Here is a 15,063-nt window from a genome sequence, read left to right as displayed (position 1 = left end):
GAGGTGAGTACAGTGGGTGCTATCGTAGAAATTGAAGGTGTTAATAAGATATATGGAACAAATCATGTAGTGAAGGATTTAAATTTGACGGTGGAAGAGGGAGAATTCCTTACACTGTTAGGCTCTTCTGGATGTGGAAAGACAACAACGCTTCGAATGATTGCAGGTTTTGAGGAACCGACAAGCGGAAGTATTAAAGTGGAGGGAGAGGCAATTGGTGATAAGGAGCCGTTTGAAAGGAATGTAAATACAGTTTTTCAGAGTTATGCGTTGTTCCCTCATAAAACGATCTATGATAATGTTGCGTATGGTTTAAAGATGAAAAAGGTGCCGAAAGCAGAGATTAAAAAGCGGGTGACAGAGATGTTAGCTCTTGTGCAGCTGGAAGGATTTGAAAAAAGATATCCAAGCCAGTTGTCAGGTGGTCAGAAGCAGAGGGTCGCGATTGCAAGGGCTTTGATTAACCGGCCGAGGGTTCTTCTTTTGGATGAACCGCTTGGAGCGCTTGATCTTAAGTTAAGGAAGCAGATGCAGCTTGAGTTGAAGAGATTGCAGCGAAAGTTAAATATTACATTTATTTATGTTACGCATGATCAGGAAGAGGCTCTTACGATGAGTGATCGTATTGCAATCATGCATGATGGGGTGCTTGATCAGCTTGGTACGCCTTCTGAAATCTATGAGAATCCGAAAACAAGATTTGTTGCTACCTTTATCGGAGAGACTAATACGTTTGATGGATGTATCCGCAGTATAGATGGGGAGCATGTATCTGTTATGATTGAAAATGGTAATATCTGTGGATGTGGAAAAGGCTTTGCGTTAAATGAATATATTACGGTATCGGTACGACCGGAAAAGATGAAATATTCAGAGACACCGATTGATGGATTTACGATTAAGGCAATTGTGAAAGATTATGTTTATGTTGGTTCTGTTATTAAATGTATTGTTTCTCTTCCAAATGGAAATGAAATAAAAATAGAGAGGCTTTCTGGAGAAGAACTTCCGAAACCGGGAAGTAGGGTTTACATTTACTGGGAAGAAAAAGATGCCGTTTTGATTCATAATCAGGATCAGTTGATTTTCCAGGCAGTAGATAGTATCCCGTTAGGTTAGGAGGCATGTTTTATGGCAAAAAAGAAATCAAAACATGAATGGCGGGCTAATAGTTTTCCTGCAGCGATCATGGTTGGACCGGTTAGTTTATGGATGGTGCTATTGGTTGCGATTCCGTTAATTTATGTTGGAGTGATGAGCTTTTGTTCGATTGATCAGTATTATAATGTAACTTTTCAGTTTACTCTGGAAAATTATACAAGGCTGATGAATGCGGATTACATAAAAATATATGTGCAGTCTCTTGTCATTGCATTTTTTACGACATTACTTTGTGTGCTTGTTGCCTATCCGTTTTCCTGGCTTATTGCAAGAACAAAGAGTAAGAAGAAAAAGCTTTTGTATATGCTTGTTATTATTCCATTTTGGACGAATTCTCTGATTCGTATTTATGGATGGAGAACATTTCTTGGAACAAATGGCTGGTTAAATACCGCCTTACAGACAATGCATTTTACAGATGGACCGGTTGATTTTCTTTTTAAACAGGGAACAACGGTGTTAGGTATGGTATATTGTCTGTTTCCATTTATGGTTCTTCCGCTGTATACAGCAATTGAAAAATTAGACGGAAATCTTCTGGAAGCATCAGCAGATCTGGGTGCGAAACGAATAGCCACTTTTTTTGAAGTAGTGTTGCCGCTTACTTCAAGTGGAATCTTTTCCGGATGTATCATGGTATTTATCCCATGTCTTGGATTCTTCTTTGTATCTGATATTCTCGGTGGAGGAAATGCGGATGTAATCGGTAACCTGATAGAGAGACAGTTCCAGAGTGGAAATAACTGGCCGCTTGGTTCAGCGCTCTCGATTATATTAATTTTAATTACGCTCCTGCTCGTAAAGATTTACCAGAAAATGGGCGGAGATATGGAAAGTCTGGGGGGTTGATGAATGAAGAAAAGACAGAAAGCAAAAATGAGAAAAGCAGGAAGTATTGTCTTTTGTGCAGCGGTATATATTTTCCTGTTCCTTCCGATTTCCGTTATCGTAGTCAACTCTATGAATGCGACAACAACAAAGCCGTATCTTTCATGGAAAGGTTTTACCTTTGACTGGTACATTAAATTATTTGATAACGATGCTTTATTAAGTTCCTTTGGAAATACGATGATAATCGCACTGACAAGTACAATTCTTGCAACGATTGTCGGAACGCTTGGGGCAATCGGAATGTACAAATATAAGTTTAAAGGGAAAAGCCTGATTGACGGATTGCTATATATTCCGGTAGTTATTCCGGAAATCGTAATGGGTATTTCGCTGCTGACAATATTTTCAAAAACAAATGTACCAAGAGGAATGCTTACGCTGATACTGGCGCATGTAACATTTTCCATACCATATGTTATTTTCAACGTCCGGGCGAGACTTTCCGGCTATGACAGTTCGATTGAAGAGGCGAGTCTTGATCTTGGAGCGAATCGAATCCGGACATTTTTTGAAATTACCTTACCTGTACTGGCTCCGGGAATTGCCGGTGGAGCGTTACTTGCATTTACCCTTTCTATTGATGATGTTATCATCAGCTATTTTGTAAATGGGCAGACAAAGACGTATCCACTAAAAGTAATGGAGAGTATCAAGAGTGGTGTATCGCCGGATGTCAATGCATTATCTACTTTGATTTTAATCGGTACAATCGTTCTTGTAGTATTGACACAGACAGACATATTGAAGCGCAAAAAAGTGTAAAGCAGTATGGGATATCATAGTAACTGTAATAAATGTATTAAATTAAAAACCTAAAAAGAAAAGAGGAAAGCTTATGAAGAAAAAAATGTTAGGTCTTATAGTGATTACAGCGATGTTAGTGACGATGCTTGCCGGATGTGGTTCGAAATCTTCCGAAGGGAAAAATGGAGAATTAAATATTTTTATCTGGACAGAATATGTGCCAGATTCTGTAATCGAAAAGTTTGAAAAAGAAACGGGAATCAAGGTAAATGTTTCTACCTATTCTTCAAATGAAGATATGCTTGCAAAAGTAAAGTCAGAGTCAGAAGGAACGTATGATATTGTGCAGCCTAGTGATTACATGGTAGAGCAGATGGCTTCTCAGGGAATGTTAGAGGAACTGAAGACAGATGAGCTTAAAAATCTTTCGAATATTGGAGAGTCTTATTTAAATCCTTCTTATGATCCTGGTAATAAATATTCTGTTCCTTATCAGGGTGGTGTTGCAGGAATTGCAGTGAATACAAGTAAAGTGAAAAAAGATATTACAAGTTATGATGACTTATTTGATTCTTCTTTGAAAAATTCTATTGTGGCATTGGATGATTATCGTGCTGTAATCGGTATGACTGCAAGAAGTATGGGATATGGCATGAATGAAACAGATCCTGCCGTATTATCTAAAATTCAGGATAAGTTATTAACATTGAAAAATAACGTGAAATTATATGATTCAGATAGTCCAAAGTCCGCATTGATTTCCGGAGATTGTACGGTTGGTTATGTATGGAGTGCAGAAATTGCACTGGCAATGGAAGAAAATCCGGATATCAAAGTAGTATATCCGACAGAAGGAGCTTATCTCTTTATGGATAACTGGGCAATTCCAAAAGGAGCTAAAAATTATGATAATGCAGTGAAGTTTATTGATTTTATGTTAGATGCAGAAAATGCCCAGATGGTATTAGAAGAGTTCCCATACCTTTCCCCAAATACAAAAGCAGTGGAGGCAATGGGTGAAGATTACTCAAAGAACGAAGCAAAGAATCCGCCTGCAGAAGTTATTAAGAAAGGTGAATATGTCAAGAATCTTGATGCAGATACATTAAAGATTTATGATGAAATGTGGACAAAACTGAAACAGTAAAAGAACAATAATAAAGCAATAACAAAACAAGAAGCGAAACGTAACAAGAAACGTAATCGGTATAATGACGATGTGATATCAAGATATAACACTAAGACGTAATACCAATATGTAATACCAAATAGAAGGGCAGGTAAGGCGTATGAGTATAGATTTTCTGTATCTGAACGAAAAAGATATGATAGCGGCAGGAGTAATGGATGTAGCCGGATGCGTAGAAGCCATGAGAGAGACTATGTCTCTCTTTGGAAAAAAAGATTTTCTTTTAGGAGGGCCGAAAGCGGATGAGCATGGTCTCCAGATTAACTTTCCGGCAACATCAGATATAGAAGGCTTTCCGTTAGATGACGGACCAGACAGAAGATTTAATGCAATGCCTGCCTACCTTGGAGGAAAATACCATATTGCCGGACAGAAATTTTATGGGTCCAATAATCATAATCTGCAAAAAGGCCTGCCTCGTTCTATTTTGATGGTAACCTTAAATGATGTCGATACCGGTGCTCCGCTTGCGTATATGAGTGCCAATCTGTTAAGTGCGATGCGTACCGGAGCGATGCCTGCGATGGCAGCATCTTATCTGGCAAGAAAAGATTCAAAAGTGCTTTCTTTGATTGGTCCCGGTGTGATTAATAAATGTGCTTTTCAATGTTATATGGAGGTTCTCCCGGAAATTGATACTTTGAAAATCAGGGGAAGTTCTGTGCATTCAAAATCTGCATTACATATGAAAAAGTTTGCGGAAGAGAACTATCCTCAGATTAAAAATATCATTATCTGTGATTCTTTAGAAGAAGCCTGCCGCGACAGTGATGTAGTGAGTGAGGCAATGTCTGTTACAAAGCAGGATATGGAAGAATTTAAACTAGAATGGTTTAAAAAAGGTGCTGCTGTTTTTTCTATGGGAAGTTTTCTCGTTCGTGACCATGAAAGCTATCTTGGGACTACAATGGTAGCAGATAACTATGGTATGTATGAAAAATATTTAAAGAACTTTATTGCAAGAGGCCCGGTAGACGAACTTGGGCGCAAACGGGAATGGTCTATCATGGGAATTGACTTTGTCTATCTTGTAAATGAGAAGAAAACAGAACGAAAAAAGGTTTTAAATCTTTGCGATATTGTAAATGGTATCTCAGACGGCAGAACGTCCGATGACGAAATTGTTATGTGTAGTATCGGAGGAATGCCGATCGAAGATCTGGCCTGGGGATATGAATGTTATAAAAAAGCAGAAGAAAAAGGCATAGGAACAAAGTTAAATCTTTGGGATGAACCATACTATATTTAATACTTCTTTTGGAGTATCTCTAATTAAAAATTACCAGAAAGATAGTAGTTCAAGCTACTTGTGAAGTTTTTTTAAAAGTAGTAAATTAGCAATATCAAAAGCAACGGAGCAATTGATTATCAGTTCCGTTGCTTTTTTATGTTTTACAGGCAGATGTGCAGTAGAAGTAGGTTATGCGTTGCATGACGCACATCCCGGGCAAGAATGTGGAACATTCTTGAAGAATATGAAAAAGTTCAGATAAGATGGGAGGAATAGATATGAGTTATCCAGCGATTGATTTCCTGTTTTTAAATGAGGAAGATATGATAAAAGCAGGCGTAAAGGACATGGCAGGCTGCATTGATGCGATGGAAGAAGTTGTGAAGTGTCTGAATAAAGGAGATTACGTGATGGGTGGTGAGAATCATAATTCTCATGGATGTCAGGTTTCTTTTCCAAAAACATCACCGTTTCCTAATATGCCAAAAGATGAGGGAGACGATAGAAGATTTATGGCAATGCCGGCATATATCGGAGGCCCGTTTGATCTGATGGGAATGAAATGGTACGGTTCTAATATGGCAAACAAAATGCTTGGCCTTCCTCGTTCTATCTTGATGGTAATGTTGAATGACAAAGATACAGGGGCTCCACTTTGTTTAATGAGTGCAAATTTATTAAGTGCGATGCGTACCGGAGCGATTCCGGGAGTTGGAACAAAGTATCTGGTAAATAAAGGTGCAAAGGTATGTGGTATCTGTGGACCAGGTGTTATGGGAAAGACAAGTCTTGCAGCATTTGTTGCGACATGTCCGGATCTAGAAGTTTTAAAAGTAAAAGGCAGAGGAAAGCCTTCACTTGATAAATTTATCGCCCATGTGAAAGAAAAGTATCCGCAGTTTAAAGAGATTAAAGTAGTTGATACGGTAGAAGAACTGGTAAGAGATACCGATGTGATTTCTTTTGCAAATACAAGTGGAACGGATCCTTCTACCTATCCTTATGTAAAAGGAGAATGGATTAAAAAGGGAGCGGTTTTAGTCGGAGTCAGTGCATTTGATATAGATGATGATTTCCTAAGTGAGAAATGTAAGCTTGTTGTAGACAATATGCAGCTCTATGAGGCCTGGGCAGAGGAATTCCCTTATCCGTCATTTGGAGCGAACAATATCATTGGATCTAAGTTTACCGATTTGATTCATGATGGAAAAATTAAAAAAGAAGATATTTATGATCTGGGAGATATTATTCATGGTGACAGACAGGGAAGGGAAACAGAAGATCAGATTATTGTTTATTCTGTTGGCGGAATGCCGGTAGAAGATGTTGCCTGGGGTAAGATTTGTTATGAAAAAGCAAAAGAATTAGGACTTGGAGTAAATCTTCATTTATGGGATCAGCCAGATTTGTATTAGCGAAAGGAAGAGTTTTATGAGTACAAGAATTGTAGAGCATCCAGTTTTGGGAAAAACAGAAAAGGGAAGAAAGGTTACTTTTACATATAATGGAAAAGAATTAGAAGGATATGAGGGAGAGCCGGTAGCGGCTGCATTAAAGGCTGCGGGCGTGATGGTCCATCGGTATACAAAAAAGCAGCACAAACCAAGAGGTATCTTTTGTGCAATCGGAAGATGTACAGACTGTGTTATGGTCGTAGATGGAAAGCCGAATATAAGGACCTGTGTGACACCGCTGACAGAGGGAATGAAAGTAGAAACACAGTACGGTGTCAGTGCAAAGCCTTTTGATGAACAGTAAAAGACGTATAAAAGTAATGAACAGTGCAAGAAAACTTAAATAATAAATTAATAAATAGTGGGAAGAAAAGACAGGAAAAGCAAGTAAGCGAAATCTAAACGAAAGAATAATTCAGAGGGAAACAGGAAAGGGAGCGAGTCTTATGAAACTGAAACGGTATGATCTGATTGTTGTAGGGGCAGGACCTTCCGGTTTATCTGCAGCAATTGAAGCAGCAAAAAGAGGTCTTGAAGTAGTTGTATTTGATGAAAATGAAAAACCTGGTGGACAGTTATTTAAACAGATTCATAAATTTTTTGGTTCAAAGGAACATAAAGCAAAAATCAGAGGATTTAATATAGGAAAGCAGTTATTAGAAGAAGCAAATGCGGCAGGTGTAAAAGTTGTATTAAATGCAACAGTAATTGGACTTTATATGGATAAAGAGATCGTTGTAAAGATTGGTGAGGCAATTCACCATTACAAAGGGGATGCGATTATTGTTGCGACAGGCGCAGCAGAAAACATGGTTACATTTGACGGATGGACACTTCCGGGCGTAATCGGTGCTGGTGCAGCGCAGACAATGATGAATCTTCATGGTATTAAACCGGGAGAAAAAGTGTTGATGCTTGGCTCTGGAAATGTAGGATTGGTTGTAAGTTTTCAGCTTCTGCAGGCAGGCTGTGAAGTAGTAGCATTAGTAGATGCAGCGCCGAGAGTTGGTGGATACGGTGTCCATGCAGCAAAAGTTGCGAGAACTGGCGTACCATTTTATTTATCTCATACGATTAAAAAGGCAGAAGGGGAAGATCATGTAACGGGAGTAACGATCGCAGAAGTAGATCATACGTTCCAGTTTATTCCGGGAACAGAAAAACACTTTGATGTAGATACCATTTGCCTTGCCGTTGGTCTTTCTCCGATGTCACAGCTTTTAAAAATGGCAGGCTGTAAGATGGAAGATAATCCAAAGAGAGGTGGACAGGTTCCTCTTATTGATGAACTTGGAGAGACATCGGTAGATGGAGTGTTTGTAGCGGGAGATGTATCCGGAATCGAAGAAGCAAGTTCTGCTATGATCGAAGGAAGAATTTCCGGCGTGGCAGCAGCTTATTATCTTGGATTTATTGAAAAAGAGGAACTAGATACAGAAGTAAAGAAAAATACAGATGCACTTGAAAATCTCCGTCAGGGAATGTTTGCTCCAAAGAACAGAGGAAAGATTCTTGAGAAAACAGAAGAGGGAATCGATATTTCCATGAATCTTTTGAAAAAAGGCTATTTATCAGATGACGAGATTGAAAAATATCCGGGTATTACCCATAAAATAGGAATTCACCCAGTAATGGAATGTTCGCAGAATATCCCATGTAATCCATGTCAGGATGCCTGTCCGAAGCATTGTATTAAGATCGGAGAGAATATTACTTCTCTTCCGGCAGTAGATGAAACGAAGGAATGTATCGGCTGTGGAATGTGTGTGGCATCTTGTTCCGGTCAGGCTATTTTCTTAATTGATGAAAATCTCGATGAGGATTTTGCCTCCGTTACACTGCCATATGAATTCCTTCCTCTTCCGGAAAAAGGAACAAAGGGTCATGGACTGGGACGTAATGGTGAAGAAATCTGTGAAGCAGAGGTTATTGATGTGAAAACAGCGAAGGCATTTGACCATACAAATCTTCTGACAATCAAAGTGCCGAAAGAATATGTGATGAAAGCAAGATTTTTTAAGGCATAGAAAGGTGCGGTGACATAGATGAACAGTGTAAATGACAGATCAAGAGATATAGGAGAATTTATTCCGGCACCGGATGATGACAGAATCATATGCCGATGTGAGGAAATTACAAAAGGAGAAATCAGAAAAGCCGTCCATGACGGAATGTTTACTTTAACAGAAATCAGAAGATATTTGAGAACGGGCATGGGACTTTGCCAGGGACAGACTTGTTCTAAACTTGTAAAATCTATTGTGGCCAGAGAATTAAAAGTATCTCCGGCAGAGTTAGAACCGGCAACATCAAGAGTTCCGATGCGTCCGATCGAGATGCATATTTTTGCGAATGAAGAAAAGGAGGCTGGTCAGGATGAAGAATAATCATGCAGATGTCATTATTATTGGTGGGGGAATCATTGGATGTGCAACAGCGTATTATCTTTCAAAGGCAGGAAGCTCCGTTATTGTATTAGAAGGAAGCGACCACATCGGAAACGGAGGCTCTAGCCGTAACGGAGGCGGTGTACGTCAGTCCGGACGTGATCCAAGAGAATTGCCGCTTGTTATGTATGGAATTAAAAATTTATGGCCAACTCTTTCAGAAGAATTAGAAGTAGATTGTGAATATCATCAGGATGGTAATCTCCGGCTTGGGAAAAATGAAGAGCATGCAAAAATCTTAACGAATCTTGCCAATAAGGCAAGAGCATGTGGCCTGGATGTCCGTATGATTGATGGAGACGAAGTGAGAAGAATCAATCCGTATCTTTCAGAAGAAGTTACGGTAGCAAGCTGGTGCCCGACAGATGGACATGCGAATCCACTGACAACAACACTTGGTTTTTATAAGATGGCAAGACGGCTTGGTGCACATTTCATTACAGGAGAAAAGGTAGTTGCGCTCAAAAAAATAAAAGGGCATGTTCGTCAGGTAGTCACACCAAATAATGTATATGAAGGTGATCAGGTCTTTGTGGCAGCAGGACTTGCAAGCCGGCAGATTGCCGGAACGGTTGGAATTGATATTCCAATGACTTCTTCATTAATTGAGGCACTCGTCACAGAAGCAGAACCACATATGTTTGATCAGATGCTTGGAACGGCAGAAGCGGATTTCTACGGACATCAGACGAAACATGGCTCCTTCGTATTTGGTGGTTCTTCCGGATTAGAGCCATTTCGCAAAGACAATGGAACACCAATTACGAGCAGTATCACAGCGCCTTGTATCTGTCGTGGTATCATAAAGTATTTCCCAGATCTTGCGGATGCGAAGATTGTCCGTACATGGGCCGGCTGGAGCGATAAGAGTGCGGATGGTGTACCGGTTCTTGGAACAGTGGAAGAAGTTCCCGGTTTAGTGCTTGCCTGTGGATTTACCGGACATGGCTTTGGTATCGCACCGGCAGTAGGAGATCAGCTTGCCAAATTAATGTTGACAGGAAAGACAGATATCGATATTTCCGCCTTACATTATAATCGATTTAAGGCAAAAATCTGATCAAAATCCTATGTAAAAACATATATGTATTTAATTTGAATTTTAGGATTTTGAAGTTTAAGAATTTAAATTTTAGGATTTTGAATTTTAAGTATAGAAAGGAACTTTATATATGAATAATTTTAATTTTTGTGTTCCAACCGATATTCGTTTTGGAAAAGGACAGATTGCCTGCCTTCCAGAAGAATTAAAAAAATACGGGAAAAGAATTTTAATGGTCTACGGTGGTGGAAGCATTAAAAGAACCGGACTTTATGATACAATTTTAGACTTATTGAAAGAGTTCGAAATATATGAATTATCAGGAATCGAGCCAAATCCCAAGCTTGATTCGGTAAGAAAAGGTGCAGCTATCTGTAAAGAGAAGAACATCGATGTGATCCTTGCGGTTGGTGGAGGAAGTTCAATCGATGCTTCAAAACATATTGCCTGTGCGGCATATTATGAGGGAGATGCGTGGGATTTAATGCTTGACCGGAGTAAGATGACAAAGGCACTCCCTATCGCAGTTGTTCTTACGATGGCAGCTACTGGTTCAGAAATGAATCCGGGAGCCGTTATTACAAATGAAGAGACAAACGAAAAAATCGAAATTGCCGGTCCTATCCTGTATCCAACTATTTCAATCTGTGACCCTACTTATTTATATACGCTTCCGGCAAAACAGACCGCAGCAGGAACTGCCGACATTCTATCTCATGCCATGGAACAGTATTTCCAGCCAACCGATGATGCGTATCTGACAGACCGTATTTCAGAAAGTCTGATGAAGACAGTGATTCATTATGGACCGATCGCGCTAAAAGAACCGGAAAATTATGAAGCGAGAGCCAATCTTATGTGGGCAAGCTCCTTAGGCCTTAATCATATCCTTACTGTCGGAAAGGGCGGCGCCTGGTCCTGTCATCCGATAGAGCATGAACTGTCTGCCTACTATGATATTACACATGGGGAAGGGCTTGCCATCGTAACGCCTGCATGGATGAAAGCAGTTCTTTGTGATGCAACAGTAGAGAGATTTGCAATGTTTGGAAGAAATGTCTGGGACCTTACAGAAGGAGATGCCAGAGAAATTGCTGAAAAAGCGATTGAAAAAACAGCAGAATTTTTCAAGAGTCTTGGACTTCCTTCTACGTTAAAGGAAGTAGGAATCAACGCAGAAAAATTTGAAGAAATGGCAGAAGAGGCCGTAAGAACAAGCGGGATTTCCACTAGATCATACTATCATTTGAATAAAGAGGATATTGTAAAGATTTATGAATCCTGTGCAGAATAAAGAGGAATCCATATGAGAAAAGTTACGACAGCAGTTACACAGATGGCTTGTTCCTGGGACAGGGAAAAAACACTGAATACAGCAGAACATTTAGTAAGAAGTGCTGCCGAAAAAGGTGCGAATATCGTTTTATTACAGGAGCTTTTTGAAACACCATATTTTTGTCAGAGTCATAACTTTGCATATTTTAATCTGGCAAAGACAGTGGAAGAAAATACAGCCATAAATCAGTTTAAAATACTTGCGAAAAAGCTTGGCATCGTAATACCGGTCAGCTTTTATGAAAAAAATGGAAATACAGCATTTAATAGTATAGCGGTAATTGATGCGACTGGAGAAATTCTTGGCGTGTATCGAAAAACGCATATTCCAGATGGAATGCCTTATGCAGAAAAATTTTATTTTACACCGGGAGATACAGGTTTTAAAGTATGGGATACTGCGTATGGAAAAATCGGCGTAGGAATCTGCTGGGATCAGTGGTTCCCGGAGGCAGCAAGAGCGATGGCACTCCTTGGTGCCGAAATGCTTTTTTATCCGACAGCGATAGGTTCAGAACCGACACTGAATATTGATTCAAAACCACATTGGCAAAGATGTATGCAGGGACATGCAGCAGCAAATATTATGCCGGTACATGCTTCGAACCGGATTGGCACAGAAACAGAGAAAAATGCGTTTGGAAATTCATCTATGACGTTTTATGGCTCTTCTTTTATTACAGATGAAACAGGAGCCATCGTAGAAGAGGCAGACAGAGAGACAGAAGGTGTATTAACACATACCTTTGATTTAGACGAGATTGCACAGAGAAGAAGAGAATGGGGCGTTTTTCGTGACAGAAGACCAGAAATGTATCATATATTAACTACACATGGCAGATAAATACTTCTAAATGTACTCTCGGAGTCTTTCTTGCAAAATCAAGCACAAAAAGATTCCGAGAGTACATTTCTAATAGAATGGAGGAAATATATGGCAAAAAGAATTACAGATTCTACTCCAAAACAGGATGGTTTCCGAATGCCCGGCGAATTTGAAAAGCAGGAGAGAATTTTTATGCTGTGGCCGGAGAGAACAGATAACTGGAGAGATGGAGCAAAACCGGTACAAGGAGCTTATGCAGCAGTAGCGGAAGCAATTGCAGAATTTGAATCGATTACAATGTTTGTGTCAGACAGACAGTATGAAAACTGTAGAGCGACACTTTCAGATAAAATTACCGTACTTGAAATGTCATCAAATGATGCATGGATCAGAGATTGCGGACCAACATTTTTGGTCAATGCCAAAGGAGAACGACGGGCCTGCGACTGGAAATTTAATGCGTGGGGCGGACTTTATGATGGACTTTACTTCCCATGGGATAAGGATGACAGAGTGGCAGAAAAAGTTTGTGAATTGACAGAAACAGATTCTTACAGAACAGAAGACTTTGTCTTAGAAGGCGGTTCCTTTCATGTAGATGGAGAAGGAACAATATTAACGACAGAAATGTGTCTGTTAAGTCCGGGAAGAAACCCTCATTTAAAAAAAGAAGAAATTGAAGAAAAATTAAAACAATATCTTGGTGGAGAAAAAGTGTTATGGGTGAAGGATGGAATTGACCCGGAAGAAACGAACGGGCATATTGATGATGTCGCATGTTTCATAAAACCGGGGGAAGTTGCCTGTATTTACACAGAAGATACAACACATCCTTTTTATAAAACAGCGAAGGCAGCCTATGAGTTTCTATGCCAGGCAGCCGATGCAAAGGGAAGAAAATTAAAAGTGCATAAGCTTTGTTGTCCGTCAGTTCCGGTTGCGATAGGCAAAGATTTTCACATTGACCGGACAAGAGATGCGAAAGAACGTCTGGAAGGAGAATTATGTATAGCATCTTATGCCAACTTCCTTATTGTAAATGGAGGAGTTATCGTTCCTCAATATGGAGATGAAAATGATGGATTAGCATTACAGCAAATTCAGGAAATGTTCCCGGAAAGAAAAGTAGTAGGAGTGTATACAAAAGAAATCGTATATGGTGGAGGAAATATCCACTGTATTACGCAGCAGCTACCTGCGATATAAATTTTATCAATGTGTTTTGTAAAAGGTCTTTATTCTGACAAAAATCTATGTTATAAGTAGTTCTGAGTCATCTCACATCTGATACATTACAGAGGAAAGGAATGAAGAATACATATGTTAATGTTAAGAAGAAAAAGTAAACTTTTTCTGACGGTGTTGCTGACCTGCCTTCTGCTGGGCAATACATTTGGCAGTGTGGCGGTAAATGCTGCAGAAGCTTCTGACGCTCAGACAGAACAGACAACAGCCAATACAGATGAGTACAAGGCATTTTGGTTTTCCTATTATGATTATACTGCTTACAGAGCAAAGTATAAAAAGAGAAATGCCACAACATTTAAAAAGTATTTTACACAGGCAGTAAAAAAGGGAAAAAGCCTTGGAATGAACTGTATAATCGTTCATGTCCGCCCATTTGGGGATGCGATGTATAAGTCGAAATATTTTCCATGGTCAAAGTGTATTTCCGGTAAACAGGGAAAGAATCCAGGATATGATCCATTAAAAATTATGACACAGGTAGCACATGCAAACGGAATGAAAATTGAAGCATGGATCAATCCATATCGTGTAGCATCCGGTTCCACGAATTATAAGAAGCTTTCTACAAAGAATCCAGCAAGAAAGTGGCATAATAAGAAAAAGACACGCCGTAATGTTTTAGCTTATAAAGGAAGCCTGTATTACAATCCGGCGAAAGCTCAGGTAAGAAACCTGATCGTAAACGGAGTAAAAGAAATCGTAGAGAATTACGATGTTGATGGAATACATATGGATGATTATTTTTATCCGGCTTTCAGCTCATCAAATGTAAACTCTGCTTTTGATGCAAAAGAATACAGAGCTTCTACAATGGCAAAAGAAAAGGAAAATATCGTAAGCTTTAGAAGAGAACAGGTAAATATGCTGGTAAAGTCGATTCACAGTGCAGTAAAATCTATTGATCCAAGTGTGACATTTGGAATCAGCCCGGCAGGAAATATTGATAATCTCACAAGCAGATATTCATATTATGTTGATATCAACAAGTGGCTCAATTCTTCTGATTATGTAGATTATATCTGCCCACAGATTTACTGGGGATTCAAGCATCCGTATGCGAAGTTTGATAGAGTAACTAATCGATGGATGAATGCGGCAAAAAGTAAAAAAGTAAAGGTATATATAGGAATTGCCGTATACCGCGCAGGCCATAATATCGGAGCAGGTTCTGCAGAACGAAGAGAGTGGCGATCCGATGCAAATATACTTAAAAAACAGGTACAGTATGCGAGAAAGAAAGGCTGCGATGGATTTGCTTTCTTTGATTATCAGGATCTGAAAAGTAAGAAAAGCGCCAAGGCAGTAAAACAACTGAAGAAAGTATTGAAATATTAAATTGAAATATTAATCTAACTCTATAGCAGTGATTCATGTATAAAATGCAGAATCACTGCCATATTTTTATATGAAAAATTGATTATTGAGAAAAAATCTCAAATAAATTATTGACTTCTAATGAATATTAGAGCATACTAACTAGATAAGAGTGTATAAA

Annotated in this window: 14 protein-coding genes; all 14 read left to right on the top strand. The window is 39.2% G+C overall.

The features are described from left to right. Window positions 1–12 precede the first annotated feature (12 nt). The 14 genes from EHLA_RS14055 (at window position 13) to EHLA_RS13990 (ending at window position 14,903) form a co-directional block, all read left to right on the top strand. Complete coding sequence (locus EHLA_RS14055; protein ID WP_173854305.1) at window positions 13–1,119, top strand: ABC transporter ATP-binding protein; 1,107 nt, start codon at window positions 13–15, stop codon at window positions 1,117–1,119. Window positions 1,120–1,131: 12 nt separating this feature from the next. Beyond that, entirely contained in the window at window positions 1,132–2,010 is an 879-nt protein-coding gene (locus tag EHLA_RS14050; RefSeq protein WP_096241240.1) for an ABC transporter permease, read from the top strand. Between the two features lie 3 nt (window positions 2,011–2,013). After that, a complete protein-coding gene (locus EHLA_RS14045) occupies window positions 2,014–2,814 on the top strand; it encodes an ABC transporter permease (RefSeq protein ID WP_096241239.1) in 801 nt (266 codons plus the stop codon). A gap of 73 nt (window positions 2,815–2,887) precedes the next feature. Next, entirely contained in the window at window positions 2,888–3,943 is a 1,056-nt protein-coding gene (locus EHLA_RS14040) for an ABC transporter substrate-binding protein (RefSeq protein ID WP_096241238.1), read from the top strand. A 142-nt stretch (window positions 3,944–4,085) separates the two neighbouring features. Beyond that, a complete protein-coding gene (locus EHLA_RS14035; RefSeq protein WP_096241237.1) occupies window positions 4,086–5,234 on the top strand; it encodes a tyramine oxidase subunit B in 1,149 nt (382 codons plus the stop codon). Window positions 5,235–5,494: 260 nt separating this feature from the next. After that, the gene (locus tag EHLA_RS14030) at window positions 5,495–6,631 is read left to right on the top strand and encodes a tyramine oxidase subunit B (protein ID WP_096241236.1); all 1,137 of its coding nucleotides are present in this window, start codon (window positions 5,495–5,497) and stop codon (window positions 6,629–6,631) included. Window positions 6,632–6,647: 16 nt separating this feature from the next. Beyond that, window positions 6,648–6,974 (top strand): (2Fe-2S)-binding protein, encoded by a 327-nt coding sequence (locus EHLA_RS14025; RefSeq protein WP_096241235.1) that lies wholly within the window; start codon window positions 6,648–6,650, stop codon window positions 6,972–6,974. A 142-nt stretch (window positions 6,975–7,116) separates the two neighbouring features. Beyond that, window positions 7,117–8,697, top strand: a complete 1,581-nt coding sequence (locus tag EHLA_RS14020; RefSeq protein WP_330400013.1) for an FAD-dependent oxidoreductase — start codon at window positions 7,117–7,119, stop codon at window positions 8,695–8,697. A gap of 18 nt (window positions 8,698–8,715) precedes the next feature. Continuing rightward, entirely contained in the window at window positions 8,716–9,057 is a 342-nt protein-coding gene (locus EHLA_RS14015; RefSeq protein WP_096241234.1) for a (2Fe-2S)-binding protein, read from the top strand. Next, window positions 9,047–10,177, top strand: coding sequence for an NAD(P)/FAD-dependent oxidoreductase (locus EHLA_RS14010; RefSeq protein ID WP_096241233.1), 1,131 nt, complete (start codon window positions 9,047–9,049; stop codon window positions 10,175–10,177). The genes EHLA_RS14015 and EHLA_RS14010 overlap by 11 nt, the downstream gene beginning before the upstream one ends. A 112-nt stretch (window positions 10,178–10,289) precedes the next feature. Further along, window positions 10,290–11,453, top strand: coding sequence for an iron-containing alcohol dehydrogenase (locus EHLA_RS14005; RefSeq protein ID WP_096241232.1), 1,164 nt, complete (start codon window positions 10,290–10,292; stop codon window positions 11,451–11,453). 12 nt (window positions 11,454–11,465) lie between these two features. Then, the gene (gene aguB / locus EHLA_RS14000) at window positions 11,466–12,338 is read left to right on the top strand and encodes an N-carbamoylputrescine amidase (RefSeq protein WP_096241231.1); all 873 of its coding nucleotides are present in this window, start codon (window positions 11,466–11,468) and stop codon (window positions 12,336–12,338) included. A 90-nt stretch (window positions 12,339–12,428) separates the two neighbouring features. Next, window positions 12,429–13,526 (top strand): agmatine deiminase, encoded by a 1,098-nt coding sequence (gene aguA / locus EHLA_RS13995; protein WP_096241230.1) that lies wholly within the window; start codon window positions 12,429–12,431, stop codon window positions 13,524–13,526. Between the two features lie 114 nt (window positions 13,527–13,640). Continuing rightward, entirely contained in the window at window positions 13,641–14,903 is a 1,263-nt protein-coding gene (locus EHLA_RS13990) for a glycoside hydrolase family 10 protein (protein WP_242970733.1), read from the top strand. Window positions 14,904–15,063 lie beyond the last annotated feature (160 nt).

Origin of the sequence: Anaerobutyricum hallii (genome assembly GCF_900209925.1) — a bacterium.
GTDB classification, from domain to species: Bacteria; Bacillota; Clostridia; order Lachnospirales; family Lachnospiraceae; genus Anaerobutyricum; species Anaerobutyricum soehngenii.
Note: the sequence above shows the minus strand (reverse complement) of the source record. Positions and strands in the feature narration are given on the sequence as shown.